This window comes from Photobacterium sp. HL06 (assembly GCF_059552575.1).
The window spans coordinates 1,157,681-1,178,125 of the sequence record NZ_CM183914.1 but is presented as its reverse complement, the minus strand read 5'-3'; the positions used below and the strand labels follow the sequence as shown (position 1 = coordinate 1,178,125).

At 50.0% G+C, this 20,445-nt stretch carries 21 protein-coding genes and 1 other annotated feature; of the genes, 13 read left to right on the top strand and 8 right to left on the bottom strand.

The window, feature by feature from the left end; genetic code table 11:
* Positions 1-77: 77 nt before the first annotated feature.
* On the bottom strand, positions 78-296 hold the full coding sequence (locus AC51G0_RS05780; protein WP_496301103.1) for a hypothetical protein: 219 nt from the start codon (positions 294-296) through the stop codon (positions 78-80).
* 695 nt (positions 297-991) lie between these two features.
* On the opposite strand from AC51G0_RS05780, the gene AC51G0_RS05775 reads away from it, so the two are divergent.
* Positions 992-1,762, top strand: a complete 771-nt coding sequence (locus AC51G0_RS05775) for a YciK family oxidoreductase (protein ID WP_496301102.1) — start codon at positions 992-994, stop codon at positions 1,760-1,762.
* Between the two features lie 289 nt (positions 1,763-2,051).
* Here AC51G0_RS05775 and rluB read toward each other — a convergent pair whose 3' ends face one another.
* The 3 genes from rluB to rnm all read right to left on the bottom strand — a co-directional run bounded on the left by rluB (position 2,052) and on the right by rnm (position 4,870).
* Entirely contained in the window at positions 2,052-3,119 is a 1,068-nt protein-coding gene (gene rluB / locus AC51G0_RS05770; RefSeq protein ID WP_496301101.1) for a 23S rRNA pseudouridine(2605) synthase RluB, read from the bottom strand.
* A gap of 240 nt (positions 3,120-3,359) precedes the next feature.
* The gene (locus AC51G0_RS05765; RefSeq protein ID WP_496301100.1) at positions 3,360-3,980 is read right to left on the bottom strand and encodes an L-threonylcarbamoyladenylate synthase; all 621 of its coding nucleotides are present in this window, start codon (positions 3,978-3,980) and stop codon (positions 3,360-3,362) included.
* An 8-nt stretch (positions 3,981-3,988) separates the two neighbouring features.
* On the bottom strand, positions 3,989-4,870 hold the full coding sequence (gene rnm / locus AC51G0_RS05760) for an RNase RNM (protein WP_496301099.1): 882 nt from the start codon (positions 4,868-4,870) through the stop codon (positions 3,989-3,991).
* 117 nt (positions 4,871-4,987) lie between these two features.
* Positions 4,988-5,082, top strand: a sequence feature (Trp leader region).
* Between the two features lie 85 nt (positions 5,083-5,167).
* Between rnm and AC51G0_RS05755 the strand changes: the two genes are divergently transcribed.
* The 12 genes from AC51G0_RS05755 to AC51G0_RS05700 all read left to right on the top strand — a co-directional run bounded on the left by AC51G0_RS05755 (position 5,168) and on the right by AC51G0_RS05700 (position 16,381).
* Positions 5,168-6,181: a bifunctional 3-deoxy-7-phosphoheptulonate synthase/chorismate mutase gene (locus AC51G0_RS05755; protein ID WP_496301098.1), complete on the top strand. Its 1,014-nt coding sequence runs from the start codon at positions 5,168-5,170 to the stop codon at positions 6,179-6,181.
* The gene (locus tag AC51G0_RS05750; protein WP_496301097.1) at positions 6,178-7,758 is read left to right on the top strand and encodes an anthranilate synthase component 1; all 1,581 of its coding nucleotides are present in this window, start codon (positions 6,178-6,180) and stop codon (positions 7,756-7,758) included. The genes AC51G0_RS05755 and AC51G0_RS05750 overlap by 4 nt, the downstream gene beginning before the upstream one ends.
* Positions 7,759-7,769: 11 nt before the next feature.
* Positions 7,770-8,378, top strand: a complete 609-nt coding sequence (locus tag AC51G0_RS05745; protein WP_496301096.1) for an aminodeoxychorismate/anthranilate synthase component II — start codon at positions 7,770-7,772, stop codon at positions 8,376-8,378.
* 21 nt (positions 8,379-8,399) lie between these two features.
* On the top strand, positions 8,400-9,410 hold the full coding sequence (trpD, locus tag AC51G0_RS05740; RefSeq protein ID WP_496301095.1) for an anthranilate phosphoribosyltransferase: 1,011 nt from the start codon (positions 8,400-8,402) through the stop codon (positions 9,408-9,410).
* A 2-nt stretch (positions 9,411-9,412) separates the two neighbouring features.
* Positions 9,413-10,783, top strand: a complete 1,371-nt coding sequence (gene trpCF / locus AC51G0_RS05735) for a bifunctional indole-3-glycerol-phosphate synthase TrpC/phosphoribosylanthranilate isomerase TrpF (RefSeq protein WP_496301094.1) — start codon at positions 9,413-9,415, stop codon at positions 10,781-10,783.
* A 14-nt stretch (positions 10,784-10,797) separates the two neighbouring features.
* The gene (gene trpB, locus AC51G0_RS05730; RefSeq protein ID WP_496301093.1) at positions 10,798-11,988 is read left to right on the top strand and encodes a tryptophan synthase subunit beta; all 1,191 of its coding nucleotides are present in this window, start codon (positions 10,798-10,800) and stop codon (positions 11,986-11,988) included.
* A complete protein-coding gene (trpA, locus tag AC51G0_RS05725) occupies positions 11,988-12,797 on the top strand; it encodes a tryptophan synthase subunit alpha (protein WP_496301092.1) in 810 nt (269 codons plus the stop codon). Before trpB ends, trpA begins: the two co-directional genes overlap by 1 nt.
* Before the next feature lie 398 nt (positions 12,798-13,195).
* Positions 13,196-14,398: a dicarboxylate/amino acid:cation symporter gene (locus AC51G0_RS05720; protein ID WP_496301876.1), complete on the top strand. Its 1,203-nt coding sequence runs from the start codon at positions 13,196-13,198 to the stop codon at positions 14,396-14,398.
* A 156-nt stretch (positions 14,399-14,554) separates the two neighbouring features.
* On the top strand, positions 14,555-15,094 hold the full coding sequence (locus tag AC51G0_RS05715; protein ID WP_496301091.1) for a septation protein A: 540 nt from the start codon (positions 14,555-14,557) through the stop codon (positions 15,092-15,094).
* Positions 15,095-15,109: 15 nt separating this feature from the next.
* The gene (gene yciA, locus AC51G0_RS05710) at positions 15,110-15,508 is read left to right on the top strand and encodes an acyl-CoA thioester hydrolase YciA (RefSeq protein WP_496301090.1); all 399 of its coding nucleotides are present in this window, start codon (positions 15,110-15,112) and stop codon (positions 15,506-15,508) included.
* Between the two features lie 140 nt (positions 15,509-15,648).
* Positions 15,649-15,948 (top strand): YciI family protein, encoded by a 300-nt coding sequence (locus AC51G0_RS05705; protein ID WP_496301089.1) that lies wholly within the window; start codon positions 15,649-15,651, stop codon positions 15,946-15,948.
* A gap of 46 nt (positions 15,949-15,994) precedes the next feature.
* The gene (locus AC51G0_RS05700; protein ID WP_496301088.1) at positions 15,995-16,381 is read left to right on the top strand and encodes a GspS/AspS pilotin family protein; all 387 of its coding nucleotides are present in this window, start codon (positions 15,995-15,997) and stop codon (positions 16,379-16,381) included.
* Between the two features lie 58 nt (positions 16,382-16,439).
* On the opposite strand, the gene AC51G0_RS05695 is transcribed toward AC51G0_RS05700, so the two are convergent.
* The 4 genes from AC51G0_RS05695 to AC51G0_RS05680 all read right to left on the bottom strand — a co-directional run bounded on the left by AC51G0_RS05695 (position 16,440) and on the right by AC51G0_RS05680 (position 20,083).
* A complete protein-coding gene (locus AC51G0_RS05695; RefSeq protein WP_496301087.1) occupies positions 16,440-17,378 on the bottom strand; it encodes a class I SAM-dependent methyltransferase in 939 nt (312 codons plus the stop codon).
* Positions 17,379-17,528: 150 nt separating this feature from the next.
* Positions 17,529-17,735: a hypothetical protein gene (locus AC51G0_RS05690; RefSeq protein WP_496301086.1), complete on the bottom strand. Its 207-nt coding sequence runs from the start codon at positions 17,733-17,735 to the stop codon at positions 17,529-17,531.
* Positions 17,736-17,930: 195 nt separating this feature from the next.
* Complete coding sequence (locus AC51G0_RS05685; protein WP_496301085.1) at positions 17,931-18,617, bottom strand: TIGR01621 family pseudouridine synthase; 687 nt, start codon at positions 18,615-18,617, stop codon at positions 17,931-17,933.
* A 131-nt stretch (positions 18,618-18,748) separates the two neighbouring features.
* On the bottom strand, positions 18,749-20,083 hold the full coding sequence (locus tag AC51G0_RS05680; protein WP_496301083.1) for a sodium-dependent transporter: 1,335 nt from the start codon (positions 20,081-20,083) through the stop codon (positions 18,749-18,751).
* Positions 20,084-20,445 lie beyond the last annotated feature (362 nt).

Sequence of the window (20,445 nt, the reverse complement as noted above, 5' to 3'; positions counted from 1 at the left end):
TCAATACAAAGTTAAGTGCATATATTGATGCATTTATGTATTACATTCAACGAGCTAGATTAAGTTACATTGTGTCTTCACATGCAGTATTGGCTCTGCAGGGAGGGGTTAATCTGCATCCCTAAGGCAAGGATCATTCGCTGCAGCTTGCTTGTACTTACTGTAGATATTACGCTGCTCATCAGGGTAATCGTATCGCACAGCTCCTCGATGCATCCAAAGTCCTGACCAGCATCCAGCATTCTGATCTCTGTGTCCTGAATATGCGTGCACACCTGCTCGTCTTCAGCTTCCATAAAGCGATCCCAGTTCTCGATAAGCAATCAAGTGTTAGATGGGATAGAACCATTACTTACACACTCGATAAACTGTGACAGAGCACCTGATTTTATGCAGCCCCCCTGAACCTAGATAGGCCCAATTCTATATACTGTAGCGGCTGAAGCTCTACTCCATGACGCTTACAATAACCTTCTGCTAGCTTGGTTTGGCGGCGATAGGAATCTCCACGCGCTTGCTCAGGCGTTGAAAACTGAATGTATGAATAGGCTTTTGGCATTTGTAGTAGTAGTTATGTTTTAATAACACGGCTAACTTAACATCTATCCCATTGATTAGAAGTGGTTTAGTGCCCTTGGTAGTAACCAAGTTGTCACCCATACCGCTATCGTAATATACCCAAACCACTTCAAGATACTCGTTTCAGCGAGAATGACTTGGCAGGTAGGTCGGGCCGCGTAGGCAAGGCGCTGTTTTGAAAACATAGTGGCTCTACGTTGAAAAGCAGCAACACAGCATACCGGACAACTCAACTCGCCCTTCGGGAGTGATTCAGCAAGCCCATTTCTTTGTCAAATGACGTTGAAAGGGGCCCACCATTCCTGCCGCCATTTTCCTTGAACTGAACTTGCTGAAATCACTCTGAATCCTGCATTTTGAAATGGTTTGGGTATAGAATAGGAAAACTAAAAAACAAATAAGGAAGTTACACGTGAAATATCAAATCGCTGCAGATTCTCTTACAGATCGTGTCATTCTGGTGACAGGGGCTGGTGAAGGTATTGGCCGTCAGGCTGCCATCAGCTATGCAGCTCACGGTGCAACTGTTATTTTGCTTGGCCGTACAGTGGCGAAGCTTGAAGCCGTTTACGATGAAATTGAAGCGCTGGGCTATCCGCAGCCAGCGATTATCCCTCTGGATCTACGCGGGGCGACCAAGCAAAACTATGAAGACATGGTTGAGACCATCGATGGCCAATTCGGCCGTCTTGACGGTGTCCTGCACAATGCCGGCCTGCTGGGTGTTATGAGCCCGTTCGACCAGCTGGGCGAGGATAGCTATGACGATGTGATGCAGGTTAATGTCAAAGCGCAGTTCCTGATGACCCAGGCACTGATGCCACTGGTCAAGAAAGCCGAAGACGGCCGCATTATCTTTACCTCATCGACTGTGGGCCACGAAGGCCGAGCATTCTGGGGCGCCTACTCGATCTCCAAGTTTGCAACCGAAGGGATGATGCAGGTGCTGGCAGACGAGCTGAGCAATACCAATGTCCGTGTCAATGCCATCAATCCGGGCGGTACACGCACTGCTATGCGTGCCAAGGCCTACCCGGCGGAAGATACCTCGCTACTGAAAACGCCTGAAGACATTATGCCGCTATACCTCTACCTGATGGGGCCTGAAAGTAAAGACGTTAATGGTCAGTGCCTTGATGCCCAGCCGAAGCGCAAGCCAGGGGCGGCAAGCACAGAAGCGTAAGAGCGGCTTGGTCTATAAATACGGAAAAGCGAGAGTCGAGGCTCTCGCTTTTTGGTCCTATGGTCAAGTTCTCAGAACCTAAGAGAAAGGCAAGCTTTTAGCTTTTCCTAGAAACCTAGGACCTGTTGTTCCTAGGGGCACAGGACCGCTCTATAAACGCTCTTCCTAGGAGCCAGAATCTAGGTTTCCGTACCTTCTTTTCCATAGGGCCTCAGGGTCATAGCACCGCTCTCCGCATCGATATAAAAAAAGCAGCCATCAGGCTGCTTTTTAAAATCCGGTTATTCGCTTACTTGCGCGTACGCGGCTTGGCCGGCTTGTTCTTCAAAGGATTACGACGGTTTGCCGCATTGCCTGAAGGCTTACGACGGCCTTGGGATGCCGCGTCTTCAGCTTTGTTGCGAGAAGAGGTACCAGAAGGTTTACGTCGACCTTGTGGCGCAGCTTCTGCATCTTTGTTGCGAGAAGAAGAGCGACGGTTATCCTGACGACCACGACGGCCACGAGGAGAGTCATCGTTCACACGTTCTTCGTGGCGACGAACAGCACGACGAATTTGGCGAACACCTTTTTTACGCTTTTGGCCTTCTACCGTCAGCATCGTATTTTCTTCAGGCTTCAGCTCTACCATTTCACGCAGGTAGTTAACTTCTTTAAGCTCAAGTTCGTTCCAACCGCCACGAGGCATGTCTTTGGTTAGGAAAATGTCACCATAACGCACACGTTTAAGACGGCTAACCGTTACGCCCTGGGAATCCCATAAACGACGAACTTCACGGTTACGGCCTTCTGTCAGCATAACGTAGAACGTATGGTTCATCCCTTCGCCACCAGCATAAACCACATCTTCAAAGCGAGCCATGCCATCTTCGAGCTTAACACCTTTAACAAGGTTCTTGACCATCTGCTCGTTGACTTCACCAAATACACGCACCATATATTCACGTTCAACGCTGCGGCTTGGGTGCATGAGGCGGTTAGCTAGCTCACCATCGGTTGTAAATAGCAACAAACCTGAAGTATTGGCATCTAGACGACCAACAGAAACCCAACGGCCCGTTTCCAAGCGTGGAAGTCGGTCAAAAACAGTCCGACGACCTTCAGGATCATGGCGTGTACATAACTCACCTTCCGGCTTGTTATAAGCAAGCACACGACACACTTCATCAGAAGGTGCTAATAGATTGATTTTATGCCCATCAATACGAACAATTGAATCATGATCATCTTCAAGACGATCGCCTAGCTTCGCTACCTTACCATCAATACTCACACGACCATTTTGAATCATCAATTCAAGCTCGCGACGAGAACCTTGGCCAGAACGAGCTAGCACCTTCTGTAATTTTTCACTCATTGGATAAACCTTTGTCGCCTTCACAGGCGTCGAAACATCATCAAATATACCAACAGTACAAATCTCTGCTTTTCGCGAACAGGATTACACTGCTTGGTATCACGCCTTAAGCCCTCTTAAAGCGATCGGGGATTATGCCAAAAGCTGAATGCAGATACCACCTAAAAGACGGATTAGATGGCCCCCTGCACTCACTTAGTGTCAGCCCCTAAACGAACTCAAGATGAAAATTGGCAACTATCACTCAAACGGGGCCGGATCACCGGCACCGACACGCGCCACTTCCATCTCATCGTTACTGAAGTCAATGACAGTGGTTGGCTGCTCGCCCAAATAACCACCATTGATAATTAAATCAACAGCATGCTCCAGCTTATCGCGGATATCATCCGGATCTGACTCGGCCACATCACTATCGGGCAGGATCAATGATGTCGACATCATTGGCTCACCCAGCGCATCCAACAAAGCCAGTGCGATGGCATTATCAGGCACCCGAATACCGATAGTTTTACGTTTTGGGTTCATCAGGCGACGCGGTACTTCCTTGGTCCCTTTGAAAATAAACGTATAGGCGCCCGGCGTATTGTTACGTAATAGGCGAAACGCCGAGTTATCTACACGTGCATACATCGATAGCTCAGACAAGTCCCTGCACAATAGCGTAAAGTTATGCTTATCGTTAAGGCGGCGGATCTGGCAAATACGCTCAAGCGCCGTCTTGTTTTCCAGCTGGCAACCCAGGGCATACCCTGAGTCGGTCGGATAGACAATTACCCCACCATTTCGAATAATTGCCACCGCCTGATTAACAAGTCGGACTTGCGGTGTTTCAGGGTGGACATAAAAAAACTGGCTCATTCTTCCTCCTATGATGGTTCCGAGCTCTGCGGAACCTCCTCATCAACTCGCTTCTTTTCAACTTCCCAGTCTTGCCAGACCTCAGTCACACCTTTTGGCAACCAGAGGTTGCGTCCAAGTTCGGTCCACGGAGAGGCATAATGAAAATCAGAACCTTGTGAAGCGAGTAAGTTATATTCTATCGAGTAGTCAGCAAGTGTCCTGCGCTCCTGTTGTGCTTGCTGGGGCTGTGCAACTTCCATTGCATCCCCCTTGGCTTCAACAAACGCTGTCAGCAGGCGCTTCTGCCATTTCGCAGTCATATTGTAACGACCGGGGTGAGCCAGGACGGCCTGGCCTCCGGCAGCATGGATCGCATCAACAGCATCGGCAATCGAACACCAGCTTGGTGGTACATAACCCGGATTATTACGGGTTAGGAATTTTTTGAACACCGCCTGCATATTCTTGGCATAACCCTGTTCGACAATCCACTGAGCGAAATGCGACCGGGTTAATGTCGCCTCACCAGCAATTGCTTTTGCCCCGGCTAACGCACCTGGCATGCGATTCTTATCTAGGCGTTCAGCAATTAACTCTGCCCGCGCTTCGCGGCGCGCTACCTGTTCAGCGATTAAAGTGGTAATAGCCTGATGGTCAGGAGCAATGTTCAGACCGACAATGTGAATATCAAAATTTCGCCAAAGTGTCGATATTTCAATACCTTTGATGAGAGTTAGAGGCAGATTTTCTGCATCAATCGCCTGCTGCGCCGATACTAGCCCAGCCACGGTATCATGATCTGTGATCGCCAGCACATCAACGCGACGCTCAACCGCCCTCTTTACCAGCGCTTCCGGCGTTAAGCGGCCATCCGACGCCGTGGTATGGCTATGTAAATCAAACAACATATATTTATTTTCTTGACTTTATTCTCATGAACTAGTTTACTAGTACGCAGTTACCCAGTAATAGAATTACAGGATATTTACATGTTACAGCAAATTCATCATCGGCTCCGCGCTTTCTTTTCTTGGTGGTGGCACTTCTCTCTACGGGTGGTGTGATTTGCTGTGCCTAAAGGCCTAACAGACACAAGCCCGCTAACTGCGGGCTTTTTTATGCCAAAAACTTACTAACACGACATTCAGCACGATGCGCCCTCTTCCCATAGTTTTCTTGCGCATTACAGATAAAGAGATAGCGAAATGATTATTGTACTAAAACCCAATGCAACTGAAGAGCAAGCCAAAGAGATCCTAAGCCGTATCGAAAATGCCGGCCTGAAGCCACTTTACATGCCGGGTGTCGAGCGCATCGTACTGGGCGCATTGGGAGACGAGCGAGTATTGCAGCAGCTACACCTTGATGCCTACCCATGTGTCGAGAATGTCAAGCCGATCCTCACCAAATACAAAATGGTCAGCCGTGAAGTCCAGGCACACGACACCGTGGTTCGTTTTGGCAATGCCGCTGTCGGCGGTGACAAATTTGCAGTGATTGCCGGTCCTTGCTCGGTTGAATCTGAAGAGCAACTGATGGCCGTTGCCGAAGTCGTGAAAAAGCACGGCGCAGTGGCACTTCGTGGCGGCGCTTACAAGCCGCGTACCAGCCCGTATGATTTCCAGGGCATGGGAATTGAAGGGTTGAAGTTGCTTCATAAAGCCAATCAACAACTTGGCCTACCCACTGTTTCAGAGGTAATGGAAGTCAGCCAGGTGGATTCAATGTGTGAATATGTTGACTGCCTTCAGATTGGCGCCCGCAATATGCAGAACTACGCTTTATTAAAAGCTGTGGGTGAAAGCAAAAAACCGGTCTTGCTCAAACGCGGACTTTCCGCCACTATCGAAGAGCTGTTATTGGCAGCGGAATACATCTATGACGCAGGCAACCCGAACATTATCCTGTGTGAACGTGGCATCCGCACCTATGAAACAGCAACAAGGAATACCTTGGATCTCAATGCTGTCGCCTACCTGAAGCAACGTACCCACCTACCGGTGGTCGTTGACCCTAGCCATGGTACAGGTGTTCGCGAGCTGGTGATCCCACTTTCGCGTGCAGCGGCAGCGGTTGGCGCTGATGGCATCATTGTCGAATCACACCTAAATCCGTGTGAGGCCTTATCCGATGGCCACCAGGCGCTGACAGGTCCAATGTTTGAACAGTTAATGCAAGAGTTGAAACCGTTTGTAGAAGCGGCAGGGAGAACGCTGTGAATACGACCCCTCTAGGTACCGGCGAGCTAGAGCTACTTAGCCTCGACGTACCCTATGTGGCGGATCCGACGGAGTTGTATTACTCCGTCTGTGGCAACCGACCACATAATTTATTGCTGGAGTCGGCCGAGGTCGACTCCAAGCAGGATTTAAAAAGCCTGATGCTGATTGATGCTGCGGTACGCATTGTATGCCGTGGCAAGCAAGTTCGGCTAGAAGCATTAACAGACAACGGGCGCAATGTCCTGCAGACCATTGAGCAGGCATTGCCTGCGGATATCCAGAGCCAGCGTGAAAGCCACTGCCTGATCCTCGATTTCCCGAGTGCCGAGCGCACGCTGGATGAAGACAGCCGCCTGCGTCAGACTTCATCCTTTGATGCATTGCGAATGATCCAGCATGCTTTTGATACCTCAGGCCATCCGCGTGAGGCCCTGTTCCTTGGCGGCCTATTTGCCTACGACGTCGTCGCGAGCTTCGAGCCATTGCCGGACGTCACCCAGGATAACAAGTGCCCGGACTACCTGTTTTATATTGCCGAAACCCTGCTGGTTATCGACCACCAGCGACGCCGGGGCAAACTGCAGGCCAGCCTGTTTGGTGGCGATGAGTATACCTCTAGCTATTTCGAGCTGAGCCGCCGCCTGCAACATATCAAAGAAGCATGCCTGGAGCCTAAGCCGCTGCCGAATGCTGAGTTTCTTGACCAGTGCGAGCCAGTTACCAGTATCAGCGACGAGGCATTCTGCCAAACCGTGCTTGATCTGAAGCAGCATGTCATCAATGGTGATGTGTTCCAGGTGGTTCCGTCTCGACAGTTCACGCTGCCATGTCCGTCACCGCTGGTCGCGTATAAAGAACTGAAAATCGGTAACCCAAGCCCTTATATGTTCTATCTGCAGGATGCTGATTTCACCCTGTTTGGTGCCTCGCCGGAGAGCGCGCTGAAATATTGCACCGAGAGCAACCAGGTAGAAATCTATCCGATTGCGGGCACCCGCCACCGCGGAAAAAACCCAGATGGTTCAATCAACCTGGATCTGGATGGCCGCATTGAGCTTGAACTGCGCAGCGACATGAAGGAAAACGCCGAGCATATGATGCTGGTCGATCTGGCCCGTAACGATGTTGCCCGGATCAGCGAGCCAGGCAGCCGCTATGTCGCGGACCTGCTCCAGGTCGACCGCTACAGCCATGTTATGCACCTTGTCTCCCGTGTCGTCGGCCAGCTGCGAGGTGATCTCGATGCCCTGCATGCCTACCAGGCCTGCATGAACATGGGGACGCTCACAGGCGCACCCAAAATTCGCGCGATGCAGCTGATCCGGGACGTCGAGCAACGCCGCCGTGGCAGCTACGGCGGCGCGGTGGGTTACCTGACAGGCCATGGTGATATGGATACCTGTATCGTGATCCGCTCGGCTTATGTCGAAGATGGTGTTGCCAGTGTGCAGGCCGGTGCCGGTGTGGTGTACGACTCGGTGCCACAGGCCGAAGCCGATGAAACCCGCGGCAAGGCACAGGCGGTGATCACCGCCATCCGCAAGGCACACAGTGCCCCAGCCCAGTCAGCATAAGGAGCAAAGCCATGACACTCGCACATATTGTATTGCTAGATAACTTTGACTCCTTTACCTACAACCTGGTCGATCAGTTCCGCTCGCTGGGTTACCCGGTCACCATTTACCGCAATAGCCTGAGCGCGGATCAAATGGAGCAGGCACTGGCAGAGAAAGATAACCCGGTACTGGTACTTTCTCCTGGCCCCGGCGCACCAGCCGATGCAGGCTGTATGCCTGAGCTTATCAAGCGGGTTCGCGGAAAAGTGCCAATGATTGGTATTTGCCTTGGCCACCAGGCTATTGTCGAAGCATATGGCGGCAAGGTCGAAGGCGCCGGTGATATCGTCCATGGTAAATCTGCCATGATGACCCACAGCCGCCATACTGTCTTTGGCGATCTGCCAAGCCCGCTGTCCATTGCCCGTTACCATTCTCTGGTTGCTACAGAAGTACCAGACAGCCTGGCAACAGTAGCCGATGTCGATGGCCTGGTGATGGCAGTCACCAATGATGCAGATCGCGTTTGTGGCTACCAGTTCCATCCTGAGTCAATTCTAACGACACAAGGGGCTCAGCTGCTCACCAACACGCTGAACTGGGTAATGTCGAAACCGGACAGCCGGAACGAACGATAAAGATTTAGGGAGAAAGAGATTATGGACGCAATCATTTATACCATAGCCAACAAATTATATGACCAGCAGGCACTGAGCCAAGAAGAAAGCCAGACCCTGTTTGATGCCATCATCAAGGGTGAAGTCGAACCAATCCTGCTATCGGCAGTACTGACGGCACTAAAAATCAAAGGGGAAACCCCGGCTGAAATCGCAGGTGCGGCCAGCGCCCTTCTGGCCAATGCCAACCCGTTCCCTAGCCCGCAATATGATTTTGCCGATATCGTAGGAACCGGCGGTGACGGTGCCAATACAATCAATATCTCGACCACGGCAGCCTTTGTCGCTGCTGCCTGTGGCGTTAAAGTCGCCAAGCATGGCAACCGTGGTGTTTCGAGCAAGTCAGGCTCTTCTGATCTGCTCGACAAATTTGGTATTAACCTGGCAATGACGCCCGAGAACGCCCGTGGTGCCCTTGACGAGCTTGGGGTTTGCTTCCTATTCGCACCGGAATACCACGGCGGTGTCCGCCATGCGATGCCGGTTCGCCAGACGCTAAAAACCCGGACTATCTTTAATGTCCTTGGCCCATTGATTAACCCGGCCCGCCCAACGATTGAGCTGATGGGTGTCTATGACAAGGCGTTGGTCCGGCCGATTGCCGAAACCATGGCGACCATGGGCATGAAGCGCGCAGCCGTTGTTCACGGCAGTGGCCTGGATGAGGTGGCGATCCACGGTGAAACAACCGTTGCCGAAATCGTCGATGGCGAGATCAAAGAATATACCCTCACCCCGGCTGACTTTGGCCTTGAAGCCTACCCACTTGAAGCCATCAAGGGCGGCGAGCCGGAAGAGAACCGCGCCATTATTACCAATATCCTGACCGGTAAAGGTACCGATGCCCAGCAAGGTGCCGTTGCTGTCAACGTTGCGATATTGCTGCGCCTGTTCGGTAACGAAGACTTGAAAGCCAATACCCAGCAAGCCATCGACGTCATGCAGTCTGGCAAAGCATTTGAGCTGGTTGAGAAACTGGCAGCACGAGGTTAACCATGGAAACCGTACTAGCGAAAATTGTTGCTGATAAACGCCTGTGGGTAGACGCACGCAAGCAGGAGCAACCTCTTGACGACTTCATTGACGGGCTAATCCCGAGTGATCGTAACTTTTATGATGCGCTCTCTGGTGATCAGACGGCTTTCATTCTTGAGTGTAAAAAGGCCTCGCCGTCGAAAGGCTTGATCCGCCAAGACTTTGACCTTGAGCATATCGCCAAGGTTTACAATGGCCATGCCAGTGCGATATCGGTACTGACAGACGAGAAGTATTTCCAGGGCAATTTTGATTTCCTTCCCCTGGTACGCAATCAGGTGAAACAACCGGTATTGTGCAAAGACTTCATGATCGATACCTACCAGGTGTACTTGGCACGCCATTACAATGCGGATGCCATTTTGCTGATGCTATCGGTCCTCAATGATGACGAGTACCGCGAACTCGCCGCTGTCGCCGAGAAGCTGAACCTGGGTATTTTAACCGAGGTCAGTAACGAGCAAGAACTGGAACGCGCCATCGCACTAAAAGCCAAAGTGGTCGGGATCAACAACCGCAACCTGCGTGATTTAAGCATTGACCTCAATCGCACCAAGGAGCTAGCTCCGCGCCTGCCACAAGACACCATTGTGATTTCCGAATCGGGGATCTACAACCACCAGCAGGTCCGGGATCTTACCGCCTATGCCAACGGCTTTCTGATCGGCAGCTCACTGATGGCAGAGAACAATCTGGAACTGGCCGTGCGCCGTGTCCTGCTTGGTGAAAACAAGGTATGTGGCCTGACCCGTGCCGACGATGCCAGTGCTGCCTACCAAAGCGGCGCGGTATACGGCGGGCTGATATTTGTCTCCACGTCACCACGCCAGGTTGATATCGAACAGGCACGCATGGTGATGAGCGGCGCGCCGCTCAAATATGTCGGTGTTTTCCGCAATGCCGATCCTGAAGCGGTAACCAAGGCTGCAAAGACCCTGTCATTGTCAGCCGTGCAACTTCATGGCGATGAAACGCCTGAGTATGTACAGGGCCTCAAAGCCCATCTACCTGATGACTGTGAGATCTGGAAGGCACACGGCATTACGAGTGCTATCCCAGACTTTGCCCAGTGGCCTGTCGACAAGCACCTACTCGACAGCAAGGTCGGCCAACAATGTGGTGGCACAGGCATTGCCTTTGACTGGAACCTGCTCAGCGACACCGACAAGCAGAACATCATGCTGGCAGGTGGCCTGAACCCCGACAATGTCTGTGAGGCAGCCAAGCTAGGCTGCAAAGGGTTGGATTTAAATTCAGGTGTTGAAAGCACCCCGGGAAAGAAAGACCAAACAAAATTGAATGCGGCCTTTGCGGCAATCAGAAAGTATTAAGGATATAAAACATTATGAGCAAATTAGATGCCTACTTCGGTGAATTTGGTGGTCAGTACGTACCCCAGATCCTGGTTCCTGCACTTGATCAGCTTGAAGAAGCTTTTGTCGAAGCCCAGCAAGATCCAAGTTTTCAGGAAGAGTTTATCTCTCTACTAAAAGAGTACGCTGGCCGCCCAACGGCGCTGACCCTATGCCAGAATCTCACCAAAGGCACCAAGACCAAGTTGTACCTCAAGCGTGAAGACTTGCTGCACGGTGGCGCGCACAAAACCAACCAAGTGCTGGGCCAAGCGCTATTGGCTAAACGAATGGGCAAAAAAGAAATCATTGCCGAAACCGGTGCTGGCCAGCACGGTGTAGCCACAGCTCTGGCCTGTGCCCTGCTCGGGCTAAAATGCCGTGTTTACATGGGTGCCAAAGACGTAGAGCGCCAGAGCCCGAATGTCTTTCGAATGAAGCTGATGGGCGCAGAAGTGATCCCGGTCCACTCGGGCTCTGCCACCCTCAAAGATGCCTGTAACGAAGCAATGCGCGACTGGTCAGCGACCTATGACAAAGCCCACTACCTGCTAGGTACGGCGGCTGGCCCTCACCCGTTCCCAACGATTGTCCGTGAGTTCCAGCATATTATCGGCGAAGAAACCAAAGCGCAGATCCTCGAAAAAGAAGGCCGCCTGCCCGATGCTGTTATCGCCTGTGTGGGTGGTGGCTCCAATGCCATCGGCATGTTTGCTGACTTTATCGACGATGAAGAGGTTGGCCTGATCGGTGTCGAGCCTGCCGGTAAAGGGCTGGATACCAACATGCACGGTGCACCGCTGAAACACGGTAAGCTGGGTATTTTCTTCGGAATGAAAGCCCCGCTGATGCAGGATGAACACGGCCAGGTCGAGGAGTCATACTCGGTCTCTGCCGGCCTGGACTTCCCATCTGTAGGCCCGCAGCATGCCCACCTGAACGCAACAGGCCGTGCCGTCTACGGCTCTGTGACTGACGACGAGGCACTGGAAGCATTCCAGTCACTGGCACGAAATGAAGGGATTATTCCGGCGCTGGAATCAGCCCACGCCCTGGCCTATGCCCTTCAAATGATTGAGCAAGAACCAGAAAAAGAACAAATCCTGGTCGTTAACCTTTCTGGCCGCGGCGACAAAGATATTTTCACAGTTCACGATATTCTAGAAGCAAAGGGAGCGCTGTAATGGATCGTTATCAAGCACAATTTGACCGCCTGGCGGCAAAAAACGAAGGCGCATTTGTTCCTTTTGTTACTATCGGTGATCCCAATCCCGAGCAATCACTGAAAATCATCGACACCTTGGTAGAGTCAGGTGCCGATGCACTAGAGCTGGGTATTCCGTTCTCAGATCCGCTGGCTGATGGCCCGACAATCCAAGGCGCGACTATCCGTGCGCTGGAGTCTGGTACTACACCTGCAGTCTGCTTTGAACTGCTAACGACAATCCGAGCGAAATACCCGGACATGCCAATTGGCCTGTTGATGTATGCCAACCTTGTATTTGGAGCAGGCATCGAGAACTTCTACCAGAAGTGTGCCGAAGCTGGGGTTGATTCAGTATTGATTGCCGATGTTCCGGTGAAGGAATCGGCAGAGTTCCGGGCTGCAGCAGAAAAATACGGGATCCATCCCATTTTCATCGCACCACCTAATGCCAATGAAGCAACACTGAAAACAGTCTCAGAATACAGCGGTGGCTATACCTACCTGCTATCACGTGCCGGTGTGACCGGTGCCGAAACCAAGGCTGGCATGCCAATCAACCACCTATTGGAAAGCCTCAAGGCGCACAACGCGCCACCGGCGTTACTTGGCTTTGGGATCTCTGAGCCAGCCCAGGTAAAAGAGGCAATCGAAGCCGGTGCTGCTGGCGCTATCTCAGGCTCAGCCGTGGTAAAAGTTATCGAGAACAACCTCGGTAATAATGACGAGATGCTAAGCCAAATGAATCAGTTCATCAGTAGCATGAAAGCAGCAACACGATTAAGCTAAGCTTTGCTGCAAAATGATAACCTTCAAAGCCGCATCTCATGCGGCTTTTTTACTCCCCACCCCCCCAAAATGCCTAACAATCAACCAGCAAACAAAGCTAAACCCGTATTAGATCAAAGATCTTCGCCATTACCCGCCTTACAGTAGCCAAGTTGTTGTGGGTAGCGATTTTGTCACCAGACATTTTAAAAACCCATACCAGCAAAGCAAAATATCAAAAACAATGATTGATAAACATAAAAATTGTGTGTAAAAACACACCCGCAAAATATTGGGTTAACATTCACAACAAACACAACACTTAACCCTAAGCAGAATTAACAAACACAACAGAGGTATCGAAGGTGTTAAAAGAAAAAGGACTATTAGGCAATATCGGCGTGCAGGTCGTCATTGCCATGTGTGTGGGTACACTCGCTGGCGCGATGATGGGGCAAACAGCCAGCGTATTTGCACCACTAGGTAGCATTTTTATCCACTTGATCAAAATGCTTGTGATCCCATTGGTTGCCGTGGCTATCATCTCAGGTGCTGCCGGACTAGGAAGCAGCCACTCCGCAGGCAAAGTTGGCTTGGCAACGCTGGGGTTCTTCGGCTTTACATCAGCCGTCGCTGTAGCACTTGCGCTGTTCATGGGTGAAGTCTTTGAGCCGGGAATGGGCGTTGACCTAACCGGTGTCGAAGGCATGTTCTCTAATGTCTATGCCAGCAAAGGTGAACTACCATCTTTCTGGGCTACCGTGCTGGGTATGATCCCGACCAACGTATTCCAGTCACTCAATGAAGCGAATATTTTACAAATTCTCGTGTTCTGCCTTTTCTTTGGTATCGCTTTATCAAAACTGGAAAAAGATCGTCGTGATCCACTTATCAATGGCGTAAATGCAGTTGTTGATGCCATGGTATGGATGATCAATGTTGTCATGAAAATCGCACCGCTTGGTGTATTTGGCCTGATGGCAGATGCCGTGGGTACATTTGGCTTTAGCGCCCTGATGGTCGTATTCAAGCTGTTTGTTGTCTACGTGGGTGCAATCCTGGTTTATGGTTTTGTCTTCTACCCGCTAATGGTCAAAGTATTTAGCAAGACATCTCCGAAGAAGTTCCTATCAGTAATGAAGAAGCCACAGGCTGTGGCCCTTTCGACAGCATCTTCTATGGCAACACTGCCTGTAACAATGGAGGCCTGTGAAGAAGAGCTGGGTGTAAGAAACTCAACGGCATCATTTGTACTGCCGCTAGGTGCTACCATCAACATGAGCGGTAACGCCATCTACTATGGCCTGGTGGCTATTTTCTTCGCCCAAATGTTCAACATTGAGCTGGGGATGAGTGCCTACCTTGCGATTATCGTTACCTCTACCCTGGGTGCTGTTGGCCAGGCCGGTGTTCCGGGCCCGTCATTCCTGGTTGTTGCCGTACTGCTTTCAGCAGGGATCCCGATTGAAGGCCTACCACTATTGTTCGCACTAGACCGTATTTTCGATATGATCCGTACCGCCCTAAACATCACAGGTGATGCTGCATGTGCGGTTATTATCAATGATATGGTGAGCGAAGAGCCAAACCAGGTGGCAGAAGATAAAGCGCAGCACGCTTAATCTTTTTCACTTTTCATGAAAAGGCTGCTGGCAAGGTGTCAGCAGCCTTTTTATTATTGGTATACTTGTAACAAGCTATATCGCAACAGATACCCAACGACATACATTCATTCCGCTTGGTCCTAAGAGAGCTGGCAATAACAAGGCTGCTATTGAATGAAACAATTGATCGACTTCATCCCGCTGATCGTCTTTTTTATCTTGTATAAAACCCATGATATTTACGTTGCAACAGGTGCTTTGATCGCAGCGACAGCTGTTCAGGTGGCACTCACCTGGTTCTTATACAAAAAAGTAGAGAAAATGCAGCTTGTTACCTTCGTGATGGTCGCTGTGTTTGGTGGCCTGACGTTATTTCTCCACGATGATAACTTCATCAAGTGGAAGGTCACTATCATCTATATCCTGTTTGCCGGGGGGCTAGCCATCAGCCAATATATGGGCAAGCCGCTTATCAAAGGGATGCTAAGCAACGAAATTATCCTGCCAGAACTGATTTGGAAGCGGATCAATATCGCCTGGATACTGTTTTTCGTTCTTTGTGCCACGGCCAATGTCTATATCGCTTTCCAATTGCCGCTTGATGTGTGGGTGAATTTTAAAGTCTTTGGCCTATTAGCCTTAACTTTGATTTTTACCCTTGCCACCGGCGGATATATTTACCACCATATGCCGAAAGAAACCGATTCTGAATAATTGTAAGATCGAACCATGACCACAGAAAATAACATCCCACGCGGACAGCTGCTGCTCCGCACCTTAGCAATGCCTGCAGACACCAATGCCAACGGCGATATTTTTGGTGGCTGGATCATGTCTCAGCTGGATCTGGCCGGTGCCATTCTAGCCAAGGAAATTTCAGGAGGACGTGTTGTCACCGTCTCCGTTGACAGTATTGCCTTTAAAGCGCCTGTCAGTGTTGGCGACGTTGTGTGCTGCTACGGTGAATGTAGCCGTATCGGCAACACATCAATGAGTGTTGCGCTGGAAGTATGGGTGAAACCTGTCGCTATCGATGGTGTTGGTGAACGCTACCGTGTCTGTGAAGCCACCTTTAATTATGTGGCAATCAACAGCGAAGGACGCCCTCGCCCAATACGAAAAGCGTAAACCTGTCCTCACAATTAGCCCTAGCCTCTGGTTGGGGCTTTTTTTTTGCTTTAAGATAGCGCTCAATATCAACAACAAGCCTTTCATTTTTCTAACCGAAACGGCTTGGTTTTATCTATTTCACAGGGAGAATTCAGCGAATGTGGTATGTTATTTTTTCTCAGGATGTTGAAAACAGCTTAGAGCGTCGCCTGAGTGTTCGCGAAAAACATCTTGCCCGTCTGAAAGAGCTACAAGAACAGGGCCGCCTATTGGTTGCAGGCCCAATGCCAGCCATCGATAGCGACAACCCAGGTGAAGCGGGTTTCACTGGCTCAACGGTGATTGCTGAGTTCAACTCGTTAGCCGATGCCAAAGCTTGGGCTGATACCGATCCTTACATCGAAGCTGGTGTGTATGACAATGTCATCGTTAAGCCATTTAAGAAAGTCCTACCCTAATTGGCAAAGGCGCTATACACAGCGATAAACCGAGATTATTTATCTGATGTTTAAAAAAACGTTTGTATGTATCGCATTACTCGCCCTGGCGGGCTGCGCATCTAACCAGGATGATACGGCTAAAGCGTTGGCTAAAAGCCGTGCGTCGCTCATCAACAACAAAGCGCCCTATGACAAGGTCGGTGAATACCAGATCATGAAGGCGCAGGCACGGGAAAAAACGGTCGAAATCACCATCTTGTATGGTGGTGGCGGCAAGATCCCACCTTCGCTTGCAGTTAAAAATGCAGCCGTTAACTACTGCAACAGTGGAGAGCTCAGCCCATTGGTTAGCGAGGGCTTGAACTATAAGATAATGATCATGGATATGCGTGGCCGCACCATGGCAGAGCAGCCGGTACATGCCGATTTCTGCAAAGAATTAGCGAAGTGATTCTTTTCCCGACAACCTATACCGCCGGATCAAACCATCAGGCGGTATTTTTTCATACTCAGTTACGGTCGAACACCAGTACTTTCAGCCCACCCTCAGGCTCAATATCTTTAAATTCCGGCGGGTTTTCCAAGCGCTCGGTAAAGCTTAGCTCTGGTGCCTCTGTCGCCATACCATCAATCAAGAACTGGGATGATACCGAAGGATCATTGACACATGCTACGACCTGACCAGCTTCAGTTAACAAATCAGGCAAGCGGCGCAGGATCTTCTGGTAATCCTTGGTCAGGGCGAAGCTGCCCTTTTGAAACGATGGCGGATCAATAATGATCAAGTCGTAAGGCCCAAGCTTTCGAACTTTCCCCCATGACTTGAAAAGCTCATGGCCAAGAAAGCTCACCTTCTTCAAGTCATGCTTATTCAGGTGGTGGTTATCACGGCCACGGCTCAATGCGGCTTTGGCCATATCCAGGTTCACCACATGCTCAGCCCCGCCTTCGATAGCAGCAACAGAAAAACCGCAGGTATAGGCAAACAGGTTAAGCACCCGCTTACCCTCGGCATTGCGCATGACCCAGTCACGGCCATAGCGCATGTCAAGAAACAAGCCGTTGTTTTGCTTGCGCCCTAAGTCCAGCTTAAAGGTCAGGCCGTTTTCTACCACATCCTGATAGTCACCGCTCTCGCCCCAAAGCACTTCCATCGGTGCTCCCAGACGGTCTCGGTGCTGCAACAATAACGATGTCGCACCACTTTGCTGCCAAACCTCTGTTTCGGTCATAGCAGCCAGAAGTCGGTTCAACTCAATGAGAAACGACTCCGATGGTTCTTTAAATAAAGAAACTAAAACCTGGCCACTCAACCAATCAACAGTGAGCTGCTCTAACCCCTGCCAACAGCGTCCACGGCCATGGAATAAGCGACGAACTTCTGTCGGCGGCGACGTCAGTTCATTGAGCAGGTGTTGTTCTAAGGTAGGTAGCGCACTTGTTTCCATAACTCTACAGTCTTGATCGAAATAAGGGCGCTATTCTAATACCAATACCTCATGCCATTCCACACAATTATCAACAGTAAGGCCCGCCATCCAATGATAGCAACGGACCAAACGGCAGAGGCTTAGGGTTCAGGGTTCAGGGTTCAGGGTTCAGGCAACTAATTTAATTTCTTCATCAGCAATGCGATGACTGGCGAGGACGACATATTCTGCGGTGACACGGACTTGTCTTTGACGTTTTGCGCGGGATTTGATTTTTTGACGATTACGACGAAATGATGCCAGCCCCCAAAATAGAGATTTGTTCTTTTTCTTCTTCTGTCGCATACGTAGCGACGTGGAACGGGTAAGGCGCATTGTAATCCTCAATCTAGGTATTTCCTAGACCAGTATTATATGTGATCTTTATCAATAGTTTAATTGCGATCGCTCAATTAACAGCCTGTTGGCCGAAATTAATCTATGTTTTTACTGACTCTGTGTAAAAAAAGGCCTTTAAGGCCTATTTTGAACGCTCTATTTTAAAAAACATGGTGATTTGATAACCAGTTGTTATTTTTTAAAAGGCAGCTTAGGCCAATCTAGCGTCCATGGTGACTTCCACTCCACCAACGCCTGCCCTACTTCATCGGTTTGCCACAACTCACCCTGTTCAGGCTCACAGGTAAACTGGCGCAGCTCCCCCTGATAGGGAAAACGCAATGCGAATGCATGCAGGTAACCGCGATCAGCCTCCTCGCAACCATAGATCGCATCACCTGTGATCCCGGAGCCGACACTACGCAGTGCAACACGAATTTGGTGGGTCTTGCCGGTATGGGGCTTACACAAGAACAAGCGACGTCCATTCCCACCTGCAGCAGAGAAGAACTGGGTTACTGCCGGGTTTTCTTTGGTCGCCTCCAGTTTCCAGCTACTGCGACGCGATCGGGTCATATCGCCGATCACCACACCCTGTTTTTTCTTGGGCTTTTTCGTCCCGATAGCCAGGTAGAATTTTTCGACTTCGCGGCGGGCAAAATTTGTTGAAAGCTCCGAAGCCGCCTGGCGGTTTCGCCCGAGCAATAATAGGCCGGACGTCATCTTATCAAGGCGATGAATAAGGTACAGTTTCTCATCCCCTGTCTGCTTGGCGATTTCTGTTAGTAACGGCTGCTCGCTGTCGTCTTTATGGACACTCACTCCCGGATGCTTATTGATAACCAAAAAATCAGGATGTTGATAAACCAGAGTAAACATAACCAAAGACCATTGAGCGAGACAGAAAATCGAGACGCGGAGTATATACCGTTTGATATTAATACCAAACGCTATAAACACAAAAGCCGCTCAAATGAGCGGCTTTATCTTTTGTCCAATATAACTTGGGATTACGCGAAGAATACCCACAGCATCATCAGCGGACACACAACACGTACATACCAAGGCCAGATTTTCCAAAATAGGCCTTGCTCAAGCTCAGGGTAACCTTCTTTGATTTCCTGTAGTACCTTGTCACGCTTCCATACCCAACCCACAAGCAGGGCAAACAGCATGCCTAGGATTGGCTGGGCATACTCAGTGGTAATCGAAATCACCAAACCAAACATATCGCCAAAGTTGAACACGATAATGCCAGAGAACAGCGTGATCAGGCCGCCAATCCACCATACCGCCACTTTTCGATCTTGGTTAAGCTCTTCGGTTGCACAGGCAACCGGTACTTCAAGCATCGAGATAGAAGAGGTCAGTGCCGCAATCACCATCAAGACAAAGAAAAGTACGCCAATAAACAAACCAGCAGACCCCATGGTATCGAACATTGCAGGCAATACACTGAACACTAGGGTATCTGATGACAGCAGTGCACCGCTATCACTGTAGATTTCAACACCATTGTGCTGGGCCACGAACATCGCTGGCAGAATTAACAGGCCAGCAATAAAGGCAACAGAGGTATCCAACAACGCAACCTGAGCTGCCGTTTTCGGTAGGTTCACATCTTTCTTAATGTATGAACCATAAACCATCATTGAACAAACACCCAGCGACAACGAGAAGAATGCCTGGCCCATTGCGCTCACCACCAAATCAGGGCTGATGCGGGAAAAGTCCGGAACCAGATACATTTTCAGTCCATCGATAGCTCCTTCCTGAGTCAGGATGTAGGCCACCATTACCACGAACAATACCAGTAGCACCGGCATCAGGCGGGTCGACCAGCGCTCGATACCATTTGCCACCCCGTTTCGTACCACCAGGATAGTCAGCACCATGAAGAACACCATGAGTACTAAGTTACGGGACGAGCTGAAAGACTCTAGCCAGTTTGCTGCCGACACCAATCCAATTGCCTCAAGGATCGGACCAACGAGAAAACCAAACAACCAACCTGCCACTATCGCATAGAAGCTGAGGATCATTGACACGGCGATCATGCCGGCCACACCGAGCAGCGTTGCAACTCCACGTTGCTGAGGCCAAACGGAACGGAGCGACTTAATTGGGTTCGCGTTGCCATATCGGCCAATCGTCAACTCCGCAACCAGTAATGGGTACGCCAGCGCAAACACCATTAGTAGGTAAACAAAAAGAAACACAGCACCGCCGTTGCTAGCTGCCTGCGTCGGGAAGCCCCAAATGTTCCCTAAACCAACAGCGGAACCCGCTGCCGCCAAAATAAAACCTATCCGTGAGCTGAACTGCGCTCTTGATCCACTTGCCATACTACATCTCTACACTAGTTGATGATGATACCAATCGGGATAAGTATCTGAACACTTACTTATCCCGATTGGTATTGTGCTGCTATTTCCATGTGTTTATTTCAGGTGTAAAGTTTTGTGTACAATTTAAGAAGTATCAATCACACCGTCAATATTGGCAAGTAAAACAGTTTGCGAATAGAATGTGAAGCCCGCGATTCTATTTTTTGATCTATCACTAGCATTTCTCCCAAAAACACGCTTTTCTGCACATAAATTAGTCAATTTATGTTGATTTGTTTCGTTTCTGTTAAAAGTATTGGCAGAAGTTACTATCGACAAGATAACGTTGGTATTCCGGTCATTTCAATGCAGAATAGAAG